This window comes from Paenibacillus sp. FSL L8-0333 (genome assembly GCF_037965665.1).
Taxonomy (GTDB): Bacteria; Bacillota; Bacilli; order Paenibacillales; family Paenibacillaceae; genus Paenibacillus_AQ; species Paenibacillus_AQ odorifer.
Genome location: NZ_CP150186.1, coordinates 6,691,771 through 6,718,070, shown reverse-complemented (window position 1 = coordinate 6,718,070; position 26,300 = coordinate 6,691,771). Strand labels below are relative to the sequence as shown.

The 26,300-nt window shown below is 42.7% G+C and carries 25 protein-coding genes and 1 pseudogene; 19 read left to right on the top strand and 7 right to left on the bottom strand.

Going from position 1 to position 26,300, the window contains the following annotated elements:
- Positions 1 to 348: 348 nt before the first annotated feature.
- Together helD and NYE72_RS29955 are read left to right on the top strand one after the other, a co-directional pair.
- Complete coding sequence (gene helD / locus NYE72_RS29960) at positions 349 to 2,775, top strand: RNA polymerase recycling motor HelD (RefSeq protein WP_076099760.1); 2,427 nt, start codon at positions 349 to 351, stop codon at positions 2,773 to 2,775.
- Between the two features lie 14 nt (positions 2,776 to 2,789).
- Positions 2,790 to 3,374: a Crp/Fnr family transcriptional regulator gene (locus tag NYE72_RS29955; RefSeq protein ID WP_036682333.1), complete on the top strand. Its 585-nt coding sequence runs from the start codon at positions 2,790 to 2,792 to the stop codon at positions 3,372 to 3,374.
- A gap of 8 nt (positions 3,375 to 3,382) precedes the next feature.
- Here NYE72_RS29955 and NYE72_RS29950 read toward each other — a convergent pair whose 3' ends face one another.
- A complete protein-coding gene (locus NYE72_RS29950) occupies positions 3,383 to 4,102 on the bottom strand; it encodes a DUF4386 domain-containing protein (protein WP_076099759.1) in 720 nt (239 codons plus the stop codon).
- Between the two features lie 81 nt (positions 4,103 to 4,183).
- Complete coding sequence (locus NYE72_RS29945; protein WP_036682330.1) at positions 4,184 to 4,765, bottom strand: TetR/AcrR family transcriptional regulator; 582 nt, start codon at positions 4,763 to 4,765, stop codon at positions 4,184 to 4,186.
- A gap of 293 nt (positions 4,766 to 5,058) precedes the next feature.
- Between NYE72_RS29945 and NYE72_RS29940 the strand changes: the two genes are divergently transcribed.
- The 7 genes and pseudogenes from NYE72_RS29940 (at position 5,059) to NYE72_RS29910 (ending at position 10,777) form a co-directional block, all read left to right on the top strand.
- Positions 5,059 to 6,246, top strand: coding sequence for an MFS transporter (locus tag NYE72_RS29940; RefSeq protein ID WP_051491242.1), 1,188 nt, complete (start codon positions 5,059 to 5,061; stop codon positions 6,244 to 6,246).
- Between the two features lie 75 nt (positions 6,247 to 6,321).
- Complete coding sequence (locus NYE72_RS29935; RefSeq protein ID WP_036682328.1) at positions 6,322 to 6,606, top strand: alpha/beta-type small acid-soluble spore protein; 285 nt, start codon at positions 6,322 to 6,324, stop codon at positions 6,604 to 6,606.
- Positions 6,607 to 6,835: 229 nt separating this feature from the next.
- Positions 6,836 to 7,048: pseudogene (locus tag NYE72_RS29930) on the top strand (YiaA/YiaB family inner membrane protein); the annotation flags it as partial.
- A 27-nt stretch (positions 7,049 to 7,075) separates the two neighbouring features.
- Positions 7,076 to 7,312 carry a YiaA/YiaB family inner membrane protein gene (locus NYE72_RS29925; protein WP_305953524.1) on the top strand — a complete coding sequence of 79 codons (237 nt, stop codon included), beginning with the start codon at positions 7,076 to 7,078 and terminating at the stop codon, positions 7,310 to 7,312.
- A gap of 248 nt (positions 7,313 to 7,560) precedes the next feature.
- Complete coding sequence (locus NYE72_RS29920) at positions 7,561 to 8,637, top strand: ankyrin repeat domain-containing protein (protein ID WP_339211027.1); 1,077 nt, start codon at positions 7,561 to 7,563, stop codon at positions 8,635 to 8,637.
- A 118-nt stretch (positions 8,638 to 8,755) separates the two neighbouring features.
- A complete protein-coding gene (gene hprK, locus NYE72_RS29915) occupies positions 8,756 to 9,673 on the top strand; it encodes an HPr(Ser) kinase/phosphatase (protein ID WP_036682323.1) in 918 nt (305 codons plus the stop codon).
- A 222-nt stretch (positions 9,674 to 9,895) separates the two neighbouring features.
- Positions 9,896 to 10,777: an SMI1/KNR4 family protein gene (locus NYE72_RS29910; protein WP_036682322.1), complete on the top strand. Its 882-nt coding sequence runs from the start codon at positions 9,896 to 9,898 to the stop codon at positions 10,775 to 10,777.
- Between the two features lie 447 nt (positions 10,778 to 11,224).
- Here the strand turns inward: NYE72_RS29910 and NYE72_RS29905 are convergent, their stop codons facing one another.
- Entirely contained in the window at positions 11,225 to 11,662 is a 438-nt protein-coding gene (locus NYE72_RS29905; protein WP_036682320.1) for a MarR family transcriptional regulator, read from the bottom strand.
- A 121-nt stretch (positions 11,663 to 11,783) separates the two neighbouring features.
- On the opposite strand from NYE72_RS29905, the gene NYE72_RS29900 reads away from it, so the two are divergent.
- Together NYE72_RS29900 and NYE72_RS29895 are read left to right on the top strand one after the other, a co-directional pair.
- Positions 11,784 to 12,371, top strand: coding sequence for an NAD(P)H-dependent oxidoreductase (locus NYE72_RS29900; protein ID WP_036682318.1), 588 nt, complete (start codon positions 11,784 to 11,786; stop codon positions 12,369 to 12,371).
- A gap of 449 nt (positions 12,372 to 12,820) precedes the next feature.
- Positions 12,821 to 14,233 (top strand): alanine/glycine:cation symporter family protein, encoded by a 1,413-nt coding sequence (locus NYE72_RS29895; protein ID WP_036682317.1) that lies wholly within the window; start codon positions 12,821 to 12,823, stop codon positions 14,231 to 14,233.
- Positions 14,234 to 14,370: 137 nt separating this feature from the next.
- On the opposite strand, the gene NYE72_RS29890 is transcribed toward NYE72_RS29895, so the two are convergent.
- On the bottom strand, positions 14,371 to 14,772 hold the full coding sequence (locus NYE72_RS29890) for a RidA family protein (RefSeq protein ID WP_036682315.1): 402 nt from the start codon (positions 14,770 to 14,772) through the stop codon (positions 14,371 to 14,373).
- 414 nt (positions 14,773 to 15,186) lie between these two features.
- Here NYE72_RS29890 and NYE72_RS29885 point away from each other — a divergent pair, with 414 nt between their 5' ends.
- From NYE72_RS29885 to NYE72_RS29875, 3 genes are all read left to right on the top strand, one after another.
- Positions 15,187 to 15,753, top strand: coding sequence for a TetR/AcrR family transcriptional regulator (locus NYE72_RS29885; RefSeq protein ID WP_036682313.1), 567 nt, complete (start codon positions 15,187 to 15,189; stop codon positions 15,751 to 15,753).
- Positions 15,750 to 16,286: a DUF2798 domain-containing protein gene (locus tag NYE72_RS29880; RefSeq protein ID WP_036682312.1), complete on the top strand. Its 537-nt coding sequence runs from the start codon at positions 15,750 to 15,752 to the stop codon at positions 16,284 to 16,286. The genes NYE72_RS29885 and NYE72_RS29880 overlap by 4 nt, the downstream gene beginning before the upstream one ends.
- Positions 16,287 to 16,558: 272 nt before the next feature.
- Positions 16,559 to 17,740, top strand: coding sequence for a multidrug effflux MFS transporter (locus NYE72_RS29875; RefSeq protein WP_036682310.1), 1,182 nt, complete (start codon positions 16,559 to 16,561; stop codon positions 17,738 to 17,740).
- Positions 17,741 to 17,846: 106 nt separating this feature from the next.
- Here the strand turns inward: NYE72_RS29875 and NYE72_RS29870 are convergent, their stop codons facing one another.
- The 3 genes from NYE72_RS29870 to NYE72_RS29860 form a co-directional block, all read right to left on the bottom strand.
- On the bottom strand, positions 17,847 to 18,737 hold the full coding sequence (locus NYE72_RS29870) for a diacylglycerol kinase family protein (protein ID WP_036682309.1): 891 nt from the start codon (positions 18,735 to 18,737) through the stop codon (positions 17,847 to 17,849).
- A gap of 135 nt (positions 18,738 to 18,872) precedes the next feature.
- Entirely contained in the window at positions 18,873 to 19,856 is a 984-nt protein-coding gene (guaC, locus tag NYE72_RS29865; protein WP_036682307.1) for a GMP reductase, read from the bottom strand.
- Between the two features lie 166 nt (positions 19,857 to 20,022).
- Positions 20,023 to 20,631: a LysE/ArgO family amino acid transporter gene (locus NYE72_RS29860; RefSeq protein ID WP_036682305.1), complete on the bottom strand. Its 609-nt coding sequence runs from the start codon at positions 20,629 to 20,631 to the stop codon at positions 20,023 to 20,025.
- Positions 20,632 to 20,912: 281 nt separating this feature from the next.
- On the opposite strand from NYE72_RS29860, the gene NYE72_RS29855 reads away from it, so the two are divergent.
- The 5 genes from NYE72_RS29855 (at position 20,913) to NYE72_RS29835 (ending at position 26,225) form a co-directional block, all read left to right on the top strand.
- Positions 20,913 to 22,703 (top strand): hybrid sensor histidine kinase/response regulator transcription factor, encoded by a 1,791-nt coding sequence (locus NYE72_RS29855; protein ID WP_076099758.1) that lies wholly within the window; start codon positions 20,913 to 20,915, stop codon positions 22,701 to 22,703.
- A gap of 189 nt (positions 22,704 to 22,892) precedes the next feature.
- Positions 22,893 to 23,489 carry a sensor domain-containing protein gene (locus NYE72_RS29850; RefSeq protein WP_036682302.1) on the top strand — a complete coding sequence of 199 codons (597 nt, stop codon included), beginning with the start codon at positions 22,893 to 22,895 and terminating at the stop codon, positions 23,487 to 23,489.
- A 23-nt stretch (positions 23,490 to 23,512) separates the two neighbouring features.
- Complete coding sequence (locus NYE72_RS29845) at positions 23,513 to 24,118, top strand: hypothetical protein (protein ID WP_038573845.1); 606 nt, start codon at positions 23,513 to 23,515, stop codon at positions 24,116 to 24,118.
- The gene (locus NYE72_RS29840; protein WP_076099757.1) at positions 24,118 to 24,882 is read left to right on the top strand and encodes a polysaccharide deacetylase family protein; all 765 of its coding nucleotides are present in this window, start codon (positions 24,118 to 24,120) and stop codon (positions 24,880 to 24,882) included. Before NYE72_RS29845 ends, NYE72_RS29840 begins: the two co-directional genes overlap by 1 nt.
- Before the next feature lie 104 nt (positions 24,883 to 24,986).
- Positions 24,987 to 26,225, top strand: a complete 1,239-nt coding sequence (locus tag NYE72_RS29835; protein WP_036682298.1) for an amidohydrolase — start codon at positions 24,987 to 24,989, stop codon at positions 26,223 to 26,225.
- Positions 26,226 to 26,300 lie beyond the last annotated feature (75 nt).

Sequence of the window (26,300 nt, the reverse complement as noted above, 5' to 3'; positions counted from 1 at the left end):
CTATCAGCCTAAAACATGCCTAGAATGAAGCTCAGGATAAAGAATAGCTGCACTGGAGTCCGAAAGTCTGCTTTAAAGGCTGAAAATCAGTAGACTCAGGAGAACGGATACTCTTTGTCAAAAGGAATAAAAAAGAAGAACCGGCATGAGCTGCCGGTTCTTCTTAATATATAATTTGCGCACAACGAAATAACGTGATAATATGAGAAGACCACTGTTAATTCGCGTATTTTAGACAGATTTATTACATCTTATTTATACATTAATAATACCATGCGGATTAGCAGTTTGTCAAATTTGTATTTTTGCTTCTTGATAACAACCTTGAAAAGGAGCGTGTTAGTAAAAATGTTAAACGAAAAAGATTGGCAGCGAGAACAGGAACGGCTAGATTTGGTCACGGAAGAATTGCAATCAAAGATTGGCGAGCTGGAACCGGAAGTGACAGGATTACGTGAACAGGTAACGGACATCCGCAAGCGGTTTTGGGAGGAAGTTACGGTCAATACGAGCACACATGAGGATTTCGAGGAGACCTTTTACAGTATAAAACAGCAAGAAGCGTTGTTGTCTGAACGGGAGCGTAGTCACCGCCAACGGATGCAGCGTTATAAGAACATGAAACGGCTGCTGCCGTCGCCCTATTTTGGACGAATGGACTTTCAAGAAGATGGGTTGAACTCCAGTGAGCAAATCTATGTCGGGGTGACGTCTTTCATCGATGCAGAAGGTGTGAATTTTCTGGTATATGACTGGCGGACACCTATTGCAAGTATGTATTATGACCATTCGCCAGGCCCCGCCTCTTACGATACACCGGGAGGACAAATCTCGGGAACGATGATGCTGAAGCGGCAATACCAGATCCGTCAGGGTCAGCTTCAGAACGTGTTCGATACGAGCTTAACGATCGGTGATGAATTACTTCAGCAGGTGCTTGGTAAGGGTGCGGATTCACAAATGAAGAGCATCGTGGCGACTATTCAGAAGGAACAGAATGCTATTATCCGCAACGATAGTAGTCGTATGCTCATTGTGCAGGGGGCTGCGGGCAGTGGGAAAACATCCGCAGCGCTGCAACGGGTAGCCTATTTGCTATATAAACACCGCGATAGGCTCAAGGCGGATCAGATTGTTCTTTTTTCGCCTAACCCGATGTTTAACAGTTATGTATCCACGGTGCTTCCCGAGCTTGGCGAAGAGAATATGCAGCAAACTACCTTTCAGGAGTATATTGATTATTGGCTTGGATCTACGCTTCGTCTAGAGGACCCGTTCGAGCAGATTGAATATGTACTGACGTCCAAAGCTTCTCCAGAGTATGAAGCGCGGCTAACTGGCATGCAGTATAAAGCTTCAGAAGCTTTTCTGCATGCTCTGCAAAACTATGCGTTGTGGTTAGGGAAGGAAGGGATGTTGTTTCATAGTATCCGCTTTCGGGATCGCGAGTTGATTACTGCGGAGCAGATGGAATCGCAATTTTACAGCTATGATAGCTCCATTCGTTTGGCTAATCGCATCGTTTTATTGCGTGAATGGCTACTGCGTCAGTTGGCTTCGCTGGAGCGTCAGGAACAGGAGGCATTCTGGGTTCAAGATGAACTCGATTACCTCGATACCGATCAGTATGCCGAAGCCTACAGTGAGATACTTAAGAAATATCGGCGGGAGGAAGCCGTCTTTGATTTTACGACTCAGTATCTTGAGAACTATGGGGATTTTCCTAATCAGGATCAAGGGGAAGAGAACGTTTTTGACTTTGGTCTGCAGGAAGAAGAACTGCTGCGCCGCATGATTGTGAAGGAGCACTTTAAACCGCTGAGACGCGATGTCAAACGGTTCAAGTTCATAGATACGATTGGGTTATACGATCAGTTGTTTATTGATGAAACCATCTATCGGAGAATGACAAACGAGACTGAGTTGCCTGCTCAGTGGCAGGGGATCTGTAAGCAAACGAAGGAAAAGCTGAGCCGCGATGAACTCTTTTGCGAGGATGCGACTCCATTCCTGTATTTAAAAGAACTTGTCGAGGGGACTCGTATGAACACAGAGGTGCGGCATCTGTTTATCGATGAAGGCCAGGATTATTCGCCGTTCCAATACGCGTTTCTCAAACAGCTGTTTCCCCGCGCGCGCATGACTGTGCTCGGCGATTTCGGCCAAGCGATTTTCCCGCAAGCAACGAATTTGCACGAGGTGGATTCGCCTTTGATCCGGCTTTATGGGGAAGATGAAACGAGCCTGATCCGTCTAATTCGAAGTTATCGATCAACTCGTCAGATTGTGGAGTTTACGAAGGCGTTGCTGCCTAAGGAGGAGATCGTACCTTTTGAAAGAGAGGGTGAGAAGCCGTTCCTAGTGAAGGCGAGTAGCGACGTAGAGCGGGCGATAAGAATTAAAGAGGATCTCGCGGCGCTGATGGCTGAAGGGCTCGACTCTATTGCCGTTATTACCAAGACTGCAGCTGAAAGCCGTGCGGCCTATGAAGAATTAAAGAAACAAGGATGCGAAGCTCTGCGGCTTATTACGAAGGAGACGCTCACTTTTGAGAAGGGCATTTTAGTAATTCCCGCTTATCTCGCAAAAGGGGTTGAATTCGACGCCGTACTGATTTATGATGCTTCCACACAGACGTATGATCGGGAAAGCGAACGCAAGCTTTTTTATACAGCCTGTACGCGTGCGATGCATCGGCTTCTGCTGTACACAACGGGTGATTGGTCACACTTTATTCAGCGGTTAGAGGTATCTTTATATGAGGTCGTGCAATGAGATTGGAGAGATAAATGAAAAGCATATTGTATAAGTATATGAGTAAATTTACATCTCTTAACGAAATGGAACAGCAGGATATTGTTGAAGGTATTCCTATTGAGGAATACAAGAAGGGAACGGTACTCCTTAGACAAGGAGACGTTCCCTCAAAATGTTTTTTTGTGTTAAAGGGATGTGTGAGGCAGTCCTCGGTAGATGAATCGGGCAAAGAAGTCACATCTAATTTTTATACGGAAGAGCAAGCGGTTTCGATTTTTAATCGGCATCAAGAGAGTAGACCCTCAGCGTACACCTTAACCTGCCTAGAAGACAGCATATTGGTGGTTGGTGATCTTAATGCGGAACAGGATATGCTCCATAAACACGCTCAGCTGGAAACCATGATACGCAAAATGGTAGAGGAAAACCTGGGTGAGGTTCAGGATGAGTTGACTTCCTTTATTGCTTCCAATCCTGAAGAACGTTACAAAGCCTTGTTACAAAAAAGACCTCATTTACTTACCCGTGTCCCCCAACATCAACTAGCCAGTTATTTGGGGATTACGCCAGAGTCATTAAGTAGAATTAAGAAGCGGGTTCATTCCGGTGATGAATAGCAAAATCGTTATACACTTTTGGGGATTTTTCCACCTCTAAGCAGTAGCCATATCCCAAAGCCTAGTTCTCCTACAATCATAGGAATAGTAAAAATAAAATTAAGTGTTGTAATGACTGCCTCATATTGTGTGAGAAACATTTTGCTTAGATGAATGATAATATAGCCTATTGAAGCAAGCAGCAGCAGGATGCTGATTACTTTAGGAATGACATCGGATTTTAAAGCCACATAGCCCACTATTAACAAATGCCCGCCAAAAACGACTAACCCCATAGACCAAATGAATTGAAATGCATCCAGAAATAACATCATAAATGCTTGAGTTTGTTCGATTGTTAATGTGGAAAAGCCATTTGTGTTTCCCGTGAACAGCAGCACAAATATCAAGGTTAAGATAGAGATTGCCAATATAGCGGAATAGGTTAAACGGAGCCATGCGCCGAGTAATGAAAGATTTTGGTTGACGGGTTCTAGAAACATATAAAACGCCCAGGCGACCAGAATGTCAGCAATCATAATGATGATCCAGCCCAAGATTTCCCCTTTGAAAAGGTTGTTGGAAGATACGATGTTAATAAATGTGGCACTGGCATCGCCTTGCACAACAAGAGTCCCATGGACAAAGCCATATGAAAAAAATGAAGCAATGGTCATGATGATCAGTGATATTCCAGCTGTTAAAGCGGACTTGCGCTGATTCGACAGGTCTTTTTCTGAGATAGCCATAAGATAGCCTCCTAAAGGACTTTTATTTCATTGTAATTAGGAGTACTATGTCGGGCATTGACTTAAATCAAGACTCTGAATTTAATCAAGCGAAGTAAGTATCATTGTTATCGCGTTATCAACAAAGGATCGCTCTGGGCGAGATTTCAAGAGTACAGTAAGCCCTATTAGCGATACGATTAGTGCCTGTGCCAAGGCCTTCGCATTTACACCACCCTTAAGCTCACCTGATTGTATACCGCGTTCAATAGTTTCTTGAAATATGACCGATAGATACATTTGATGTTCTCTTGTAAGGATCTCGAATTTCTCATCATGAGGTGCCAGCTCGACCATTGTATTGATGCAAAAACATCCTCGGTTCACACTGCCTGAATACTCCTCCGCCACCACATCTTCAAAAAAACTACGAAAGGCTTTTTTCACGGATGGATTGCTTTGAAGTTGGGCTCGGACACGAGAAGCATGGGACATCGTATATTTACGTAGCGCAGCTTCGAACAATTCTTTTTTGTCTCCAAAAGCTGAGTATATACTGGGGCGTTGAATGCCCATTCTGGAAGTTAAATCACTTAATGAGGTAGCCTCATATCCCTTTTCCCAAAATAGCTCCATAGCTGATTCTAATACTTTTTCCTCGTCAAATTCACGGGTTCGAGCCATTATAACACCCCTCTTTATATTTGATTTCAATAATTGATTACCGAACAGTATTTTATAATACTAGAACTAGTCGTATAAATTGTCAAATGAAAGTCGGTGGCGTCAAATATTTATGTTGACATCATTTGTTTTGTGAGATAAATTTACTGAGCACAATAACATACTGATCGGTATGGAAAGTGTTTGCGATTTAAATTTAACAGAGAAAGGGTGTGTCCAAAATGCAAGGGACTAAAGAGAAGCTTTCGTCACAAGAGACGCATACGCCATCTGATTCTATTCATGCTTCCTCGATGCCTCGTTATATGACACTTTTGTTTGCCGTTGTCTGCGGGATGTCGGTTGCAAACATCTACTTTGCACAACCATTGCTTGATCATTTGTCGAGAGAATTTGGTATTGATTATTCAACCATTGGTATTCTTATTACTATCACGCAGATCTTTTATGCAGTGGGGCTGTTACTGCTCGTGCCACTAGGAGATTTACTGAATCAGCGCCGCCTGATTATCGGCCAGATGTTATTATCTGTGGTGGCTTTGATTATCGTGGGTACTGCCTCTTCCAGCACGGTACTATTCGTAGGTATGGCCTCAGTGGGACTACTCGCTGTTGTAACACAGACGCTTGTTGCGTTCGCGGCGACAATGGCTGCCCCTGCCGAACGCGGGCGAGTCGTAGGCATGGTCACAAGTGGAATTGTGATTGGAATACTTCTTGCGCGATCCATTTCAGGAATACTTACAGATCTTGCAGGTTGGCGTTCCGTATACCTTTTTTCTGCTGCTTTAATGCTTTGTATGGTGTGTACATTATTTAGGGTGTTGCCAAATGTGGAACGTGAGGTAAAAACACTGTCATACGCTCAGCTGCTTAGTTCAGTGTTTATGTTGTTTGTGCAAGAGAGAGTATTGCGTATCCGCGCTATTCTGGCTTTGCTGATTTTTACTGCTTTCAGTATTCTGTGGACTTCTGTGGTCTTGCCTCTCAGTGCTCCGCCGTTATCACTTTCACATACTGCAATTGGGGCATTTGGTCTGGCGGGAATTGTGGGAGCATTAGCTGCTGCGCGGGCGGGAAAGCTAGCTGATCAGGGTCATGGACAGAGAACGACAGGCATAGCATTACTTCTATTGTTGATTTCATGGTGGTTTATCAGTTTTACGGAGCAGTCGCTGTTGGCATTGGTCATTGGTATTGTTCTGCTTGATTTGGCTGTGCAGGCGGTGCATGTCACCAATCAAAGTATCATACTTACCTTGCGCATGGAGGCACGTAGTCGGCTCACCGCAGGGTATATGGTTTTTTACTCCATTGGAAGTGCTACCGGATCGATTGCTTCCACTCAAATATATTCTCACTATGGCTGGAACGGGGTATGTTGGCTTGGAGCTTCTGTTAGTGCTGTGGCTTTTTTATTTTGGGCTGTAACCTTGCGTGCTACGAATGCCGCGTTGCAACGGCGCCCTGCTTGGAAATAATCGGGGCAAGTCAATAAGGGTGGAGGTTCCGGTTTCCGGGCATGTTATTTAAAACAGGTTTGGGAGGGGATAAGGATGTCTAGAAGAAACAGGAAATATGCAGTGCCGGGAGCCAGCCGCGGAATGCAAATTTTTAAAGCGGAAGTGATGCGCCGCGAGGGGTATGACGTAGATCCGGAGCGGCCTGATGATGTGAAATACGAAGTTGCAAAAGAACTGGGTGTCCCTTTGGAGCACGGTCAAAATGGTCATTTGAGCACAGAATCGGTGGGCCAGATCGGCGGTAAAATTGGTGGATCGATGGTCCGCGAAATGATTCGTCTCGCACAGCAGCAATTGGTGGACCAGGAAAGGCAGTAGCATTTTTCTAATATATGTTGCTGAGATCGCGGGAGGCGGTTTTTGTCCTATATTGTATGGGACTGAGACCGTCCTTTCGGTGTTTGCGTTATTTTATATTTGTATAGTAAAAAAATTCCTGAAATTCCCTAAAACAACCTGATTCATGGTAGAATTTTACCGATGTTCCACGGTATAGTGGAGAAGGATATATCATCATTCAAGTCTGTAGTGGGAGAGGAATTATCAGATGAATCAGAGATATCGCAAACGCAACACGGCTGCTTTTACGGGGGCATCGTATTTTGCATTGGGGGCAGGACTTTTTCTATTCTGTTTGGGAGTGTACAACGACACTTGGGAGCTAAACGTAAAAGGGTATTATTTGCTCTGTATGGTGTTAATTACGATTTCCTGTATCGTTGTGCAAAAGGTGGTCAGGGACAATACAGAGGATAAAGAATTTCGTTTGGATAACCCTAAACACAGGATGAGAAACACAGGGGCCTTCACAATTATGGCTTTTGTGGGTTTGATTATCGGGTATGCGATGTTTTTTATTGGCCTTTACAATGCTCCATTTGAATTAAATGTAAAGGGGTATTACATAGCTGTTATTCTCTTGATTTCTTATAGCGCTATTGGCGTTCAGAAAGTGACGCGGGATAACGCGGAAGATAACGAGATTCTTGCCGAGCAAGAGGCGAGACGGGACATCCAAGGATAAAGAGGGATATAGCCAGCTTTCTCGCTGCCAACAGCAAGCTGCTTCAACTTTACTTACCATCATAAATTGTAAACAGGAGCTTCGTGTATTAACGGAGCTTCTTTTTATTTTTTTGAATAGCAGCAATAATCTTGCCGATCTAAATATTATGAGGACTATTTGTTAGAACAACATCCTTAGTTTGGATTGTTTTTTACTATACGGTTCTCTATACTCTTCATAATACTTGAAGTAGGAGTGGATAATGGATGATCCGTCTGAAGGATATAGGGAAGTTCCAGGAACTGCCGCAAATGGCCATGCATATTTACAATGGAAACATTCCGGAATTAGAGGCTGCCATTAGAGCAGGCTGGGATATTGAAGAGGGCATCGTCCTTAGCCAATATACTACGTTAACCCCGTTAGATTTGGCGCTTATATCAGAGAGAATGGATGTCATAAAGCTGCTGGTACAGCACGGTGTAAATCTGAATGTGAAGAATAATCCGGCTTTTTTGCTCGCGGTTCGCTATTGCAAAGAAGATATCGTCCGCTATATTGCAGCACAAGGGGCTAAACTGGACAAGCTTAATCAGGTCAAGTCAGGTGCATATTCGCAGGCCTACTATGGCAACAAAAACAATATCCCGCTCATACATGAGCTAGGATTAGATATTAAGCAGCATGGTGGGGGCGTATTACGCAAAGCGGTGTCAGATCATGACCTTAAGACCGTTACTTATTTACTGGATCATGGGGTGGACATTAATTACAACAAATCCGATATGGTCTATCCTTATCAAGCGACTCCGTTAACAGTTGCCACGAGAATTGGTAATCAAGCGATGGTACAATTTTTGATTGAACGTGGCGCAGACGTTACCTTGGCAGAAAAAGATGGCGATCGCCCGTACACCATTGCAGTGAGTAATAAGAATACAGCTTTGGCTGACTATTTGAAATCGTTAGAGCCGGCTGAATTTCATGATATCGATAACAAGAAGTTTGAGCTGAGAAAATATAAATTGTCTGATGAATTGGTTAGCTTTCTTACTGGAAAAAATCTGCGTCTTGAGCTAACACAAAATGAATATGAAATTAGATATATCGACTTTTTCACATTAACTGATACCATTGAAATGAAAATCGGCCGGCAAAAGCTGCTCCGTCTGTCAGCCGATATAGATAATTACTCTGATCTGCTGCTTATGTGGAATCCGAAGAAAAAAGGCCTGATCGGCTGTAACGACGTGGAACATCAGACGTACGCGGATTTATGTAGTTTTGCAGAATTTCTCACGCAGCCGGAGATATACCTTATTAATTTTCTTGAAGGAACATAGTTGTTAATATCTCTTGATCTGTCTATTTCTTTTGCAGGAATCATTCTATTCGTCGTTGAATATATCCCGGTAACCGTATTACGTATTCAAAATACGTAGCCACAGGAGGAGAACAACATTGAAATCGATTACCGTTCAAAGCCTTACGGAAACGTTTAAGCTGGAAGTGCTTGCGGGTGCTAGCTGCATGGACCGTGAGATTACTCGCTCAAAGACACATAGACCTGGCCTGGAGTTCGTGGGTTACTTCGATTTTTTCCCCATGAAGCGAGTACAAGTATTGGGCCGCAAAGAAATCAATTATCTGCTAAAGCTAAGCGTTGAGCAACGCAAGTTACATATTGGCAATATTGTTAAGTATCATCCCCCATGCTTTATTGTGACGACGGGTCAGCAGGAGATTCCTTATTTGACTTTATTCTGCGACCAAGAAGGTATACCACTACTTCGAACGGAAGAGACGACGTCAGAGTTCATCGCAAAGATTGATACTTATCTGGTGAAGGCGCTGGCGCCTGAACTTTCAATTCATGGAGTGTGTGTGAACGTGTCCGGCATAGGGGTCCTATTGAGAGGCAAGTCCGGGATCGGAAAAAGCGAAACCGCACACACGCTCATTAGGAGAGGCCATCGGTTTGTGGCCGATGATGTAGTTGTGCTTAAGAAGCTGGGACCGGCGACGCTTCTCGGCACGCATAATGAAACGACCCGTGAATTCCTAGCGCTGCGCAGTATTGGTCTAATCAATGTTGTACGGCAGTACGGGCGTAGAGCTTTTCAGGAAGAGACACGAATTGTACTCGACATCGAGTTGTCACCATGGCGGGAGAATTCCTTGAATAATGAGCTCGAAATCGAACCCCAGTTCACAGACTATCTTGGCGTGCAAATTCCGCATATTGAAGTTCAGCTTCAGCCTGGCCGCGATGTGGCTGGCCTGATCGAAGCGGCTGCGAATAATTGGTACCTTAAGCAGCTTGGCTATAGTGCCGCTGAAGAGTTCCTGCAGAGGATCGAAAACGGGATGCAGTCGTAAAGGCAAGATAGAAGGCAGCAATTATAGTTACCCATAAATAAATGGTTTTCTGTATACGAAAAACAGGCCGCAGATAAACGCTGCGGTCTGTTTTTCACAGCAAAAAGGGAAGTTGTCTTTTGATTGATATGGCTAGGACATGCGTTATTGGCTGGGCATAGGTTAGAAATGGTATAATTTCTAATAGGTATTTTGAGTGATCGTTAATAGGAGGTATTAATGATGAGTGATGAGTTATTGGCAAAATTGGATGAATGGCATGAGGAAGATGAATTTCAAGAAATCGTGGATGCAATCGCGGAAATTCCTGAAGAGGAAAGAGATTATGTTCTAACTAGTCATTTGGGCAGGGCGCTTAATAATCTCGGTCAATATGAAGAGGCTTTAGAGCAGTATTTGAGCATTGAAGAAGAGGGTGAAGGTGACCCGCTCTGGCATTACCGTATCGGGGTTTCTTATTATTATCTGAAAAGATATGACGAAGCTTTAAAAGCGTTTACGATTGCCGATCAGCTGGAGCCTGATGATGAAGACACATTGGAGTTTCTGGGCTGGATCAAACGTAAATTGGCTAAAAAAGCTGCGAGAAAGCCTGTAAACAAACCTGCAAAGAAGCCTGTAATAGCGTTGGATACCACTAATTTCTGGGATGACAGCGAGTATGCGTTCTCAGAATATATCTCTGATCCGCCTTCAGATGCGTTGATTACTTCAGTACAAGAAGAGCTGGTCTTCAAGCTGCCTGCTTCCTATGTGGATATGATGAAGTTACATAATGGGGGAATTCCTCATAACAATCGTTATCCGATTCCGGGAACAGGAGAATTTATTACGATTTCTGGTATCCTCGGAATTGGACGAGATAAGAATAAGTCGCTGTGTGGAGCTTCAGGCAGCCGGACTGTGATTGAAAATGGACGTTATCCTGAAGTTGGCGTGGTGATTTGTGATTGTCCTTCTGAGAATGAAGTGGTGATGCTGGATTACCGCGAATTCGGGAATGATGGCGAACCTGAGGTTATTCATGTAGATCGGGATAACAAATACAAAATCACACGTTTGGCTGATAATTTTGAGACCTTTATCAGCGGACTGGTGAAATAGTCTATTTCGCTGGCTAAGAATACTTATAATCAAATCAAGGCATTCCTTAAGAGGAGTGCCTATTTCTATTAGGTGATTATAAGGGGAGCGTCTTTCGGACTCAGCTGACCTTAAATGCAGCTTTTTCGCATATTTGAAATGCCAACGGACCGCATAGCAGCTATTGGCATAAAAAACACCCAATATGAACCCGATTCATAGGAATAGCGTCGCTGGAGTCCGAAACTACGCACAAAAGGCTAAAAATATGCCAATAACGTCATCTGGGTCCGAAAGCCTCAGTGGACGAATGCGATTCGGCGATTTAGCTGAAGGTGGGGCTGATTCGAAGTCGTTGGGTTTTACTAGCCAATAATCGGTCTTGAGTCAGCTAACCAACGACCCAAAACACAGAGCAGCGGTGCCCCCATTAATGGGGAACCGCTGCTCTGCTGTCTTTTTCTCGGATCATTGCTGGGTGCTAAACACCTTAGATTGCAGGATATCGAGGGCATGGTTAATCTCGGCTAATTCCTCTGGGAGAACCTCTTTAATCCGGTTCAGAAAACGTTCACCGATCCGTTCAAAAGCCTCGTTCATCATCGCTTGTCCAGCATCAGACAACCGAATCATTTGCTTACGCCGGTCCTCGGCGACATCAAGCTTCTCACACAGGTTTTTTTCTGTTAATTTCTTGAGCTCACGGCTGGTATTCGGCATAGAGATATTCTTACAATCACTGATTTGGCTGAGGGTAACAGGCTGGCTAACCGCAATATATTCCAGAATACTATATTGAACGGGCGTAATGCCTTCCGGTCTAACATCTTTGGTAAAGTCAAATGTTACTTCATGGACTGCTGTCGTAAAGGTAACAATTTTCTGAAAAAACGCTTGTTTGTCCATAAGGATCACCTCTTATTGTAAACCTTAACAAAATAATTATCATAATACAATTATCATTTGACAACTAAATAACGGTTGTGATACCATTTTGTTATCAAATGATAATTAAAGAGGTGGAGCAATGAACGTTTTGGTCATCTATACACATCCGAATCATAAAAGTTTAAGTTATGCTTTTTTCAATAAAGTCATTCAGGGAAGTAATGAGAATCAAAAGATCACGAAGATAGAGGTCCTTGATCTTTACGAAGAGCAATTTGATCCTGTGCTGGTCTTTAATGAAAATAAACGTAGAAGAGACATGCATATTGATCCCAAGCTCGAGAAGTATCGGGAGCAGATTCGTCAGGCCGATAAAATTGTGTTTGTGTATCCAATCTGGTGGGGACGTCCCCCCGCGATGTTGCTCGGTTATATTGACCAAATGTTTGCTTCTAATTTCGCTTACAGAGAAAAGGGTGGCCTCATCCCCGAAGGGCTGCTGAAAGGAAAGTCAGTGGTTTGCATTTCCAGCATGAAGGGGCCGACCCTCTATCCTTTATATTGGCTGAATAATTCCCATAAAGTGCTGATGAGAAAAGCATTATTTCAATATTGTGGCATCAAGAAAGTGAAGTTTTTCGAATTTGGGAATATGGAGAGTCCGAAAGGGAAACATGATAAGAAGTTAAATCAGGTGTACCAATATTTTAAAGCTGTGGCTAATTAATACCTCGAAAATATCTGCTCTATGATTATTCAAGATAACACTGGAAGTGGATGTCTCAAGCGATCCCATAGTTGGATGGTTCAAAAGAACGGTGGGATCAAACCAAATGTTCTCCACGATATAAATACGCGCATACATTGTAGTCATACATTTCTTCCACCGGCTGCTTTTTTTATTCAGCCTCCTTATTTACTATTAATTGTGAAAGCCTTAATTATATACAACTCGTATGTGATTAAATATAATTAATGTAAAAAAAGCCTATATTATTCTAAAGCAGCTTGTGGCTCAGATGAAGATGGAGAAATAGCTCTCACACCGGTGTAAGGTATGGTGTTGCTGGCTAATTTTTTTTGTTGGCTTTTGAAATAAGGGCTGTTATATTTGAAAATACTATGTAACTTAAGGTTCAGCAACTGGGTATCGACACAATGGAGAGGCGGATTCACATGCAACAAATGTTAGACAGTATGATTAGCGCAACAAATGACTTTCTTTGGTCGAAAATTTTGGTGGTTCTGCTTATTGTTTGTGGAATTTATTTCACCATTCGATCGAAGTTTGTTCAGTTTGGCATGTTTAAAGAAATGTTTAGGGTCCTTAAAGAGTCCAATGAAAGGTCAAAAGATTCCATTTCGTCGTTTCAGGCTTTCTGTATCAGTATGGCAGCAAGGGTTGGGACAGGGAATATTACAGGGATCGCAATTGCTATCGCAATAGGTGGACCAGGAGCTGTTTTTTGGATGTGGGTCATAGCTATTATTGGATCAGCGTCCGGATTTATTGAAAGTACTCTGGCACAGGTGTATAAAGTGAAGGACAAGACTGGATTTCGTGGTGGTCCCGCCTATTATATGGAGCAAGGCCTGAAAAAACGCTGGATGGGCGCGGTATTTGCGGTTTTGATCACGTTATCCTTTGGTCTTGTATTTAATGCAGTTCAATCCAATACGATTACAGTGGCCTTTGAGAATTCATTTGGCACTAATCGGGTGATTCTTGGACTTGTAGTCGCTGCTGCTTTTGCGGCTGTTATCTTTGGTGGGGTTAAACGTATTGCTAGAATGTCCGAATATATTGTAGTGGTAATGGCAGGGATCTATATTGGGGCCGCTGTTATTATTATGTTAATTAATATTACGGAAATACCGGCGATTCTGGCGCTTATTGTGAAAAGTGCTTTTGGATTTGAACAAATCGCGGGGGGATCTTTTGGGGCAGTCATTCTGCAAGGGGTGAAAAGAGGACTATTCTCCAACGAAGCGGGGATGGGTAGTGCTCCAAATGCTGCGGCAACTGCAACAACTAGTCATCCGGTGAAACAAGGGCTGATGCAAGCGCTGGGTGTACTTACAGACACGTTACTTATTTGTTCGAGTACTGCTTTTATTATCTTGTTATCTGATGCGTATAAACAGCCAGGGCTGGATGGAATTAAGCTGACACAAGCGGCATTAAGCGAACATATTGGTTCGTGGGCCTCTGGATCCCTAGCGATCATGATTTTGTTGTTTGCTTTCAGTACGTTAATCGGAAATTATTATTATGGTGAGACCAATATAGAATTCTTGAACTCCAATAAAAAAGTATTACTATTCTATAGATACAGCGTCTTGGCGATGATTATTTTTGGCTCCGTAGCTAAGGTTCAATTGGTATGGGATTTGGCTGATTTATTTATGGGCTTCATGGTCATCGTGAATTTGATCGCTATTCTTCTATTATCTAAGGTGGCCTTTGCCGCCCTGCAGGATTATAAGCGCCAGAAGCGTGCAGGCAAGGACCCTGTCTTTTATAAAGATAGCATAGAGGGTTTGGAGAACGTGGAATGTTGGGACAATTCTTCAGATATAAAAACATAGTAGGGTAAGTATTTGAGGGCTCAGGAAACTGAGCCCTTTTTGGTATAAAGGGGTAGTTAGAAAAACGAGCCTTTAGAATCGCTTCTAAGGCTCGTTTGGTGTACAGAAAATTAAATTACTCCCTCTTGATTTAGGGTTTAACCAGCAGCCCATACATCTAACTCAATTTTTAATTCAGGTAACCCTAATCCTTTAATATAAGCAATTGTCATTGAAGGAGGTGTCATGCCGAATACTTTATTCCAAATTTCATAGAAATGGTTCCAATCGATTTCTTCCGTAGCCCAAATGTTGATTTTGATTACATTATCAGGTGTTAGCCTTTGAGAAGAAAGGACTTCAACAATATTACTCATCGTATTTGTTACCTGTTGGTTAAAATCTGTAGGGATATGATTGTTTTGATCGATTCCAATTTGGCCAGAAAATACATACATTTCAGCATTTCTACTTATTTTTGTTACATGACTATAGTTACCAACCGGTTTAGCAATATTCTCTGGATTATATCTTGTAATAACATTATTATTTAAGTTCATTTTGTGAATTCTCCTTTAAATAGAAGATACATACCGATATCTAAGTTATATATCTCCGCTGTTTTTTAGTTTCTTTTAATTTTTGACAGACCTATCCTATCAATAATTAATTCTAGAAAAAAACAGCAGTAGAATACCCAATACCAAAAGATAGATATTTTAGCGATCTCTTTTTCACCGGGTATTCCTCCTTCATATTTAAAGTAAGATAAGTTTCCTCAGAATGATATCATTAATCCAAGTGATACTGCAACAATTCCACTTTCGACACAATTTTCTAAGCTTTTTTTGCTGTTATAAATGAAAATAATGAAATATTTTTTGAAAAAAAAGCAAAAAAGACTTACATTAATCATTTTTATATTGTTATAATAACAAACAGACCGGTTGGTATGTTAGGGGGAGTACGTTATTGTGGATACAAAATCGCTAATGATTGAGACGGCGACACTTCTTTTTCAGCAAAAAGGATATAAAAATGTAGGCGTGAGTGAAATTTTAAAAGCCTGTAATGTGACCAAAGGAGCGCTTTATCATCATTTTCCAAATGGAAAAGAAGAACTATTAATTGCTTGTTTAAAGGGCTTAAATGAAGCAATTACGATAGATATTGAGGATATTTTTAAAAAGCATCCATCGACGTTAGAAGCTACACAATCCATGATTGACAAGTTAGTTCACAACTTAGAAACTGAGGGCACGATTACCGGATATACCTTTAGCAGTATTGTCAGTGAGATGGCTACGGTGAGTGAACCTGTTCGCCAGGCATGTAGCTTGCTCTATGAGAACATGGAACGAATTTACTGCGATAAGCTTGTAACTGAAGGTTATTCGCAGGAATCAGCCTCCGATATGGCTTTGTGGATGACGGCTTCGATTGAAGGGGCGATGATGTTGTGCCTAACGCAAAAATCTACAACTCCCTTAAAAACTATCGCCAAACTATTACCGACAATATTGAAAGGAAGAACATCATGAATCAAGAAGCAAGATTACCAAGAAACGGTAAGGAGGGGGCATTATATGGTGCAATCATTTGTACACTGACGGTACTGTTTATGTCTTCAATAAATATCATTTTAGGGGTTGGAGAATTTAATGGTGAGGTTGCCTTAACGATTCTTAAGGTGTTTCCGATCATTTGGGTAATTGTCATGATTATTGAGCCTGTTGTTATTGGCCGTATTGCCGAAAAGCTGACAGCTACATTCACACAACCCACAGATAGCTTCAACGCCAAAATCCTATTCCGTATCTTGTTCACCGTACTAGGGATGTCATTTTGTATGACGTTTATTGGAGACATTATCGGAAACGGGTTGAGTTCTCAAACGTTTAATCACTTCTTAGCCAATTGGCCAAGAAATTTCCTGATTGCACTGTTCGCTGAAAGTATATTAATACAGCCGTTTGCAAGATTTGTGATGGTAAAGCTACATGCTTCTCAGGACAAAAAGAAATCCAGCGCTGTTGGCGTAACTATACATGGATTATCAGAACAAAATTCCTAACCTAAATAAGCTCTCAGGCGAAGCGATTCGTTTGAGAGCTTTTCTATTACCGTGTATAATGATGTTTTGGTTGAATAATTGAAACTCAAATCTTTGCCCGATATCTTTCGGGTAAGCCCTCCTATATAACAATGAAAGCATAACAATGAAAGGTGATTTTCTGACATGATGATCTATAGTCGTCTTGCCATAATGATGCCCCCATTTCCCTAGCTAGGCTCATATTCTTGTAGTTGTTCGAGGATATAAGCTTGTAGGAGGGCGAAAATAAGATGAAAAAATATGCAGCACCATCGTTACTTTTAATGATTGTTCTTGTGGCTTTTCCGCAAATTAGTGAGACGATTTACACCCCATCGTTACCGGATATCGCAGTAGCACTTGGGGCCACCAATAGTTCTGTACAGTTAACGTTAAGTATATATTTTATTGGATTTGCTTTAGGTGTTTTTAGCTGGGGTTGGTTGTCTGACTTCATCGGGCGGAGATCTTCCATGCTGGCTGGACTTCTTGTATACGGTATGGGAAGCCTGATGTGTTTTTACTCAGAATCCATTCATCTGCTGTTAGTCAGCCGGTTTATACAAGCGTTTGGAGCAGCAACAGGTTCGATTATTACCCAAACCATTCTTCGTGAGAGTGTCTCCGGGAATAAACGGCATGTTATGTTTGCCCAAATCTCGGCGGTCATTGCTTTTACTCCCGCAGTAGGTCCGTTAATTGGCGGATGGGTGGATCAAGCTTTTGGTTTTCGAGCGGTTTTCTTTACATTAGTGATGATGAGTGTGTTGTTATTTATGTATGCTTTTTGGAAGCTGCCAGAAACCACTGATGTTTCCATGAGAAAAAAGGTGGCTATTCTGCCTATAGTCAAAAAAATGCTCGCATTGCCACGTGTATTGGTGTTTGGATTACTAATTGGAGGCATTAACGGAATCTTATTCAGCTATTATGCTGAAGCTCCTTTTATATTTATTGAACACTTTCAGATTTCGCCAGGAGTCTATGGTTTTCTCGGCATTATTGTGGCTTTGGCGTCGATTGTAGGAGCAATGATCTCCAAAAGGTTATTAACCCTCTATGCCCCAGAAAAAATAATCCATATCGGCTGTCTAGTAATGGCGGGCGGAGCCTTGCTATTAACAATCGCAAGCAGTCTTGACTCGCTGCCGGACATGATAGTGATCGTATGTATTCTAATAGCGCTGTTTGTCCTATTAATGGGTGCAGGGATTGCTTTACCTAATTGTCTAAGTCTTGCTCTTGTTCAATTTCAGGATGTTGTAGGAACAGCAGGCGCAATATTTAGCTTGGGCTATTATTTGCTTGTTAGCTTGGCGACGTGGGGAATGAGCGCTCTTCATAATGGTTCATTACTGACGATGCCTATTTATTTCTTGGGGATTAGCGGCGGAATGTGGTTATTAGGCAAAAAATTTATTGTAGTGGAATAGAAATAACTTCTTAGTCATTTGATTAGTAGGAAGATATGGATCGGGGCGTCCATAAATTAAGGGCAGCAGTCTGGAACTTTTTGAGTTCCGGACTGCTTTTTGTTTGTTAGTCCACTTCTGGCACAATGACTTGGATATGACGAGGGAGAACACTTAGTGTAATAGGCAAAGTTGGACCTTCTTCGCCATCTACATTGGTTCTTACGGTTTCTGGAGAGCTTACACTTACATTGTGGGCTGTGAAATAGACAACGTCTTTATGATCTTTGAGGGTACCCAGCAGTAAAGATATACTGGCTGTAATGGTATTGAATATACTGAGGTCCAAAATAATAAAACAATGAAGCAGACCGTCGTCAACCGCAGCATCCGGTATTAGATTCTCGAACCCGCCGACTGAGTTGGTTAATACGGCGAGAAAGAGTAAGGAGTCTCCTTGCCATATTTGTTCATCATGGTGAATGACAAGGGGGTGGGCTGTAGGGCTTGTAAGTTGTTTAAGACCTTCTTTCAAGTATGCCAATGAGCCGAGTTTGGTTTTATCTTCGGAGGATACAGAGGATAATGATCCGGCAATTGAACCTACAGCAACAACGTTGCCGAATAGGCGGTCATTTAAGCGACCGATATCTACGTTTTTTAGGTTAGAGGAGGCAAGGGTTTGAATGGCTATTTCGGGATTCAGTGGAATTTGTAATGCACGGGCGAAATCATTAGCCGTTCCTAAAGGAACCACACCTAATATTGGGTGGTGTTCCTGATCGATAAGACCATTAATGGTCTCGTGAAGCGTGCCATCCCCGCCGATAGAGACAACCAGGTCATAACCTTCCTCACAAGCAGTGATGGAATAACGAGTGGCGTCTAGTTCTTTTGCCGTCTCGTTGATCGTAACGGAGTAGTCTTTGTCACTTAGGACTCTTGTTGCGTATCTGACATATTGGCTGGCTTCCTCTTTACCGGATGAGGGGTTAATAATAATCATAGCTTGCCGCATAAGGATAATCCTCTCTATTGTGATCTAATAGAAGTTTATTCTTACCATTACCCCAAAGTAGGCCAGCGGAACTCGTTCTCATAAAAAAAGGTGAGCAAGATTGACCTAAGTCATCCTGCCCACCTGTGTATTCAATTAATAGACTTTATCTCCATTAAAAATGGAGTTCTTAACGATAACGTAATCCACATTACGGATAGCCTCTAATTTATTGCCACCTGCATAAGAGATGGAGGATTGAAGATCCTGCTCCATTTCTCTTAGGGTTTCTGCTAAAGCCCCCTTATGCTCAACCGCAATTTTCTTACCTTCGACGTTCTTCTTTTCACCTTTTTGGTATTCTGAAGCGGAGCCAAAGTATTCTTTATAGAGCTTCCCAGCGATTTCGATGGTTTCACCCGGAGATTCTTCATGACCAGCAAATAGTGAACCAATCATGACCATAGAAGCGCCAAATCGTACGGATTTAGCAATATCACCGTGTGTGCGAATGCCTCCATCGGCAATAATAGGCTTGCTTGCAGCCTTGGCACACAAGCGTAGCGCAGCTAACTGCCAGCCGCCTGTACCGAATCCAGTTTTGATCTTAGTGATACATACCTTCCCTGGTCCAATCCCAACTTTAGTAGCATCAGCCCCAGCGTTTTCTAATTCTCTAACGCCTTCAGGTGTTCCTACATTTCCTGCAATAACAAAACTAGCAGGCAGGTATTGTTTAATATGTTTGATCATCCGAATGACTGCTTCGGAATGGCCATGTGCAATGTCAATTGTAATGAATTCCGGAACCAGCTGTTCTTTGGATAATTGTTCGACGAAATCATACTCTTCTTCTTTAACTCCGACGCTGATGGATGCGATTAATTCACGGGAGTGCATGTCTTTGATGAAAGACGTACGTTTCTCCGGTTCAAAACGATGCATAATGTAGAAATAGCCATTTTGCGCCAAGGAGATAGCGATCTTCTCATCAATGATGGTTTGCATGTTGGCAGGTACCACCGGCAATCTAAATTTATGCCCACCGAGGGTGACTGATGTATCACACTCCGAACGGCTGTTTACGATACATTTTGCAGGAATTAATTGAATATCTTCATAATCGAATACTTCTTTCATAATTTACACCTCTAAATGCGAACATTATAGTATTTTGGTTTGTTAATTGTTCGTCCAAATTGTAATGTACCTCATTCTGCGCCGTAAGTCAAAATTCTAGTACATTATGGTGTAAATTGGACATAATTATACGGCAAATTCGTGTACGGCATTCTTTTCCCTCCATTTAAAAAAGCTTGAAGGCAATATAAGCAGCAACGGTCCAGATAATGATCGCGGAGATCTTATTAATGATCCGCATGATTTTGCCACTTGAGTCGATTTGTCCTACGGTTTTTCCGGCTACAGCCAGCCCAAAGAACCAAATCCATGACACTAGGATAGTCGCGCCAGCAAATACAACTTTGTCTACACCTGTGTAACTAAGCGAGCTAGTGCCGATAACGCCAATAGTATCCAAAATCGCATGTGGATTTAATAAAGAAACGGACAGCGCGAACAGGATTTGTTTTTTGGAGGATAAAGGGGTTGCGTCTTGCGCTGACGATGCCGGTGTACTTTTCCAGATAGACCATCCCATATACAAAAGAAATAAAAGTCCTACAGCAAATAAAGCGGTCTGCAGAACGGGGATGGCAAACACAAGGACTGAAACACCTAATACGGCTAATAAAATAAGCAGGGTATCGCATAAAGCGGCTGTAACAATAACGGGAATGGCTTTTTTAAAATGTGGCTGCGAGGCCCCTTGGTTAAATACAAAGACATTTTGTGCGCCAAGTGGAAGAATTAATCCAAAGGCTAGTGCAATGCCATGAAGTAGTGCGGCTAACATAGTTATTATTCCCCCGATACTGGTCATACGTTATGAAATTTACGGACCTATTGGTTTGATTGGTCTACTACAATTTTATGGATAAATAATATGTACTATCATACAGTCTGTGTTTTGATTTAAAAAGCTGCTTATTCAGAGGGACATTGAATGATCAATTACACTAATTACACCATTAGTAAGAATGTCATCTCAACTCATGACTTTTTGTAACTAGTGAGCCCTTAAGGGGTTACACTATAATAAAGATTAAGTCAGCAGAGTATATAGGGGGAAATGTCTTGTTTAATCTGGTCAAACAGTGGTTCTGGTACGATTGGCTCGTCCTCCTGTTTCGGATTTGTTTTTCTACTTCTTTTTTGGTCACCATGTGTTATCTTTCGGAGGATTTTACGATTCCGTTCTGGATCGCGTTTGTTTGGGGCGTGGTCTCTTTTTCTGTGCCTTGGTTTTGTTTGCAGCTGCACTACAAGTATTATCTGATGGCGGAGATCCTCTTTTCGGGTGGACTTTGCTTATATTTGGCTGCTTTGTTTCCTGAATCATACGTAACTTTTCTGCCTATCGCTTTTATGATTGCCAGCAATAGTGCAGAGAAGTCCTATCGTTGGACAGCTCCGATCACGGTCATTTTGATTCCAATTATGTTATCTAGATTGTCACAACAAATGGATGCTGTATCAATGATTTTTAACATGGGTTTAGTGTATACGCTTGGGTTCGCTTTTCATTTACTAGTGGTGAATCACAAGCAGGGTAGAATTATTAAGGAGCAAAATGCTGTTTTAGAGCAGTATATCTCGCAAGTTGAACGTATGACACTTCTGGAAGAACGAGATCGTTTATCCAAAGATCTGCATGATACGGTGGGGCATTCTTATACTTCAATTATTATGGGGCTAGAGACTTTACGTTCGGAGGTGAACACCTCTGAAGGAGAGCACAAAATAGATGCCTTGTTAAAGCTAACCCGCAATGGCTTGGATGATGTTCGGCGATATTTGCACCATGTGGGCGCTTCGGAGGATGCATTGACGCTTATGCAGTCCCTACAGAAATTAGTGGATGACTTCCAGACCTTCTCCAAGGTTAAGATTCGCTTAAGAACATTCGGAGAGCCGTATACAGTATCTAAGCAGGCCCAAATGGCACTATACAGATGTTTGCAGGAGTCGATAACCAACGCTGCACGTCATGGTCACGCCACTGAAATTGTCATCAGCTTACATTATGAAGAGAAGTTGATTCGGCTGGATGTGCAGGATAATGGATTAGGCACTGAAGATTTAAAAGCAGGATTTGGTGTGAATGCGATGAAGGAGCGTGCCTCCAACTTGCAAGGACAGGTGTATTTCTACTCTAAGCCAGGGGAAGGAACCTTAGTGACCTGCAGTTTACCAAGGCTTGAAGAGATACAGGAGGAAACGGTTCGTTTATTGCTGGTGGATGATCAACCCTATATCCGCGATAGTCTGCGAATTATTCTAGAGCAGGAGCCGGATTTTGCGATTATTGGGTTAGCTGAGAATGGTGAACAAGCAATAAGCCTCTGCGAGCAGGAACAACCTCACGTGGTGCTGATGGACTTAAATATGCCAGACATGGACGGTGCAGAAGCGACTAAGCTTATTAAGCAAAAGTGGCCAGGGGTACGAGTGTTGGTCCTAACTACTTTTCAAGAAGCAGATATGGCAGTCGAGGCACTGCAAAATGGGGCAGATGGTTACTTGTTAAAGTCTACCGAGCCGCAGGAGCTGTTCGAAGGAATACGTCTCGTACATCGGGGCGTAAAGATGATTACACCCGATATTACGAATGTATTAATTGATCACTATGAGATGCATCCAGCTTCAGAGGCGTCGCCGACGGAGAAGAATAATGAATATGGGCTGACCTCGCGTGAGCTGGAGATTCTAGAATGCCTCTCGAAGGGAATGCGTTATAAATCTATTGCCGCTAAACTATATCTGTCCGATGGAACGGTGAGAAATTACGCGTCCACCATCTATGCTAAGCTCGGGGTACGAAACCGTGAGGAGGCAGTCGAGAAGGCTTTTGGCATTTCGGATTAACGCTGACTAAATCTAAATCAGTTAAAATTGAGAAACACCTTATTGTTTGCTTTCCCTTGTGGGAGTGGGCAGTAGGGTGTTTTTTTTGTCATATGACATTATGGCACTGGTCGATTTTACACCAAAAGCACTAGCATAAGAGTTGCTTAGATATGAACAATTTTTTATTGCAGAGAGGGAGAGAAAAGCATGAATCAAATGATACGGAAACATGTGAGAAATTTCTGTTTCTTATTAATTACTTTTGCCACAGGGCTATTTTACTTTTGTTTTTATTTGGTGGGCATTACCTTTGGAGTTGCGATGTCCTTCACCTTAGTGGGGATTCCGATCCTCTATTATGTTTTGCGTTCTACCGAAACTTTTTTACAGTATGAGCGAATTCGAACTAAAGTCTATACGGATATCTCCGTTCGCACGCTACCAACCCGATCTCACGAAGAAGGCAGCTTGTGGGAAAAGGTGAAGATGGAGTTGCAGGATAATCATAACTGGAGAGCGATTATAGGGTTGATGTTGCAACTTGGCATCGGCATGGTCAGTCTCATTTGTGCCACTCTTTTTTACTTGACCCCTATTATTCTCCTGTTGTCACCTATCCTGTATTTATTAGATGTATCCTCTATAACGCTATTTGGGATTGAAAATAAAACATTCAACATCTCACTTTTCTTCATGTTGTTAGGTGCAGTGTCTCTATGGATAGGTGCTTATCTCGGAAACAGTCTGGTAAAGATGATCGGCAGGTATACGCGGCGTTTAGTGAAGGATTTTGCTAGAAGATAAACTCAAACAGGAAAGAAGGAAAAATGATGATAACCTCAGTTCCATTTATAAAATTATTCTCACAATCCCTTTGGATGATGTGGGAGAACATATTTGCTGTCATCACCAAATTTCGTAGTCAGTCCGTGCGTAGATACGGGATATGTAAATTGGTAGTGTTGAAATATCACGGAGAAATTTTGGTCTGCCAAGATGGGCAACGGATACTTCCTGGAGATTGGGTGGGTGAGCTTCATTTGGACAATCGCCAGATCGTGCAGCTGACACGGACGCTTGGTGCAGATCGGGCCGGAATTCGTACGGCACGCATGCTTCGCGAGGCTATGAAGGAGATCAGTCGTGATCTAGACAGCAATCCGGAACTAAGCAAAGTAAATGCGCTAACCGGGATTACGCTGCTTCACCGGGGGATTATTCATGGAATAGGTTTTGAGCAGCGCCCCATCAAGTCCAAATGGCAGCGGCACTGGTTCGGGATATACCTTCGTTTCTTACTGCGCATGCTGCATCCGGAAGGGAAACATCGTGTAGAGGACAGCACAGAGAAGTTATCTCCCATGATGCTTGTGCTTAGTAAGCAGTCCTTGAAAGCGCGGTTTGCCCCGCGTAAGACAGAGGCGGCTTCCTAATGTGGGCCTTCATAATTTTAGCAGTGGATGTGATTGTTCTTTATATGATCGTTCCTTTTGCACTTACCCGAATATTGGGATGGGGGGTTCACTCGGAGGTAGGTGCAGAGAAGGAAATTGCCTTTACGTTCGATGACGGTCCGGATCCTTGTTATACACCTGAACTTCTAGATCTATTAAAAGAGCATGGCATAAAGGCGACCTTCTTCGTATTAGGCAAAAAGGCAAAGCAATATCCGGAATTGATCGAGCGTATGCACAGAGAAGGACACCAAATCGGCATTCATAATTATACTCATACACCCAACTGGATCCACTTCCCCTGGACCAATAGACGGAAGCAAGTAGATCGCACAGCAGACATTGTTGAGCGAATTACAGGAGAGCGGCCTATCTTTTACCGCCCACCTTGGGGGCTTCTTAATTTAGGGGATTTCTTTTTGCTAAGAGAATCTTATCGAATCGTATTGTGGTCTGTCATGGTCGGAGATTGGAAAGCGTCACTGAGTGCAGAACAATTAAAGGATGCCTTAATAAAAAAAATAAAACCAGGCTCAATCATCGTTCTACACGACAGCGGAGATACACCGTGGGCAGATGAAGAAGCGCCCTTGAATATGATCACTGGATTAGAAGAAGTCTTAAAAGAAATGGATAAAAAGGGTCTGAAGTGTCTTCGGATGGATGAACTGCTGAACAAGGAAGTTAGTCATAGTAGAGAAGCTAGATCCAGAGTCAAACATCGGGGGCAGATTGATCTGTAGCTATTGAAATTTCTCAATCATTTTTTATATGGCAAGGGCTATGGTAACATTTAGAGTAAAGCGGTCCGTTCCTATATAAATTGTTGAGAAAAGGATGGGGTAGCATGTTGAATGCTTCTTACTGGTTAACCAATATAAGATTAGAACAAGGTTATGTTATTGAGGATGGGCAAGTAGCGGGTACGAATACGAAGATTTGTCATCTCCGCATTGACGGGGATAAGATATCAGAAGTTGTTGGAGCAGACATAGAGCTTCAGAGCCAGCTCCCGAAATATGACTGTAAAGAGTTGTTGATGTTGCCTTCTTTCGAAGAAGCACATATCCATTTAGATAAAACGTATTACGGTGGACCATGGAGAGCGGTAAAGCCTGCGTCCAGTGTTTTCGAACGGATTGAGGAAGAGAAGGTATTATTGCCTAAGCTGCTGCCCATGGCGAGACAACAAGCAGAGAGCATCCTGACGCTTATTCAGGGGTTTGGTGCCACACATGTGCGTAGCCATTGCAATATTGAGCCTGTCAGTGGTTTGCAGCGATTAGAGGCAACTGTACAAGCATTAAATACATTCGCGGGCACAATTTCAGCTGAAATTGTGGCGTTTCCGCAGCATGGCCTGCTGCGCTCGGATTCTGTGCAACTGGTAAAACAATCTCTGGCAGAGGGGGCAACCTTTGTAGGCGGAGTAGATCCTTATACGGTGGATGGAGATATCGAGAAGTCACTTCAGACGATGGTGGAACTAGCAGTGATGAGTAATGCCGGCATTGATATTCATTTACATGATGGAAAAGAAGCGGGAAAGAAAACACTGACGCGGTTAGCTGATCTGACGGAAGAAGCTGGCTTGCAAGGAAAGGTCACGGTCAGTCATGCGTTCTGGTTCGCAGGAGCTCAGCAGCAAGAGGCAGAAGAGGTAGCTAAACGGATGGCATCACTGGGTATGACTATTGCATCCACAGTGCCTATTGGAAGAATGATGATGCCACTTCCGATGCTGCATAGCCAAGGGGTAAAAGTGAAGCTGGCAACAGATAGTCTTACCGATCACTGGTCCCCTTTTGGTAATGGAGATCAATTGGAAAAGGCAGGACGTTACGCGGAGTTGTACGGCTGCAACGATGAATTGGCATTATCTCAATCCCTCGGATTTATAACAGGAGGATTAACACCCCTTGATCCAAAAGGCGAGCAGGTATGGCCAAAGGTTGGCGACACTGCTAGTTTTGTGCTGTTGCATGCCAGCTGTTCGGCAGAAGCAGTAGCCCGAAGAGCGCAGCGCCAAGCTGTCTGGTACGAAGGCCGTCTGGTGAGTGGTTCGATAACAAATAGAGACCTGTGAGGCAGATGATATGCTCCTCTCTAACTATCTGCATCAGTATAAATCGGCGATCCTCTCACTCCCGAAGGGTACAGT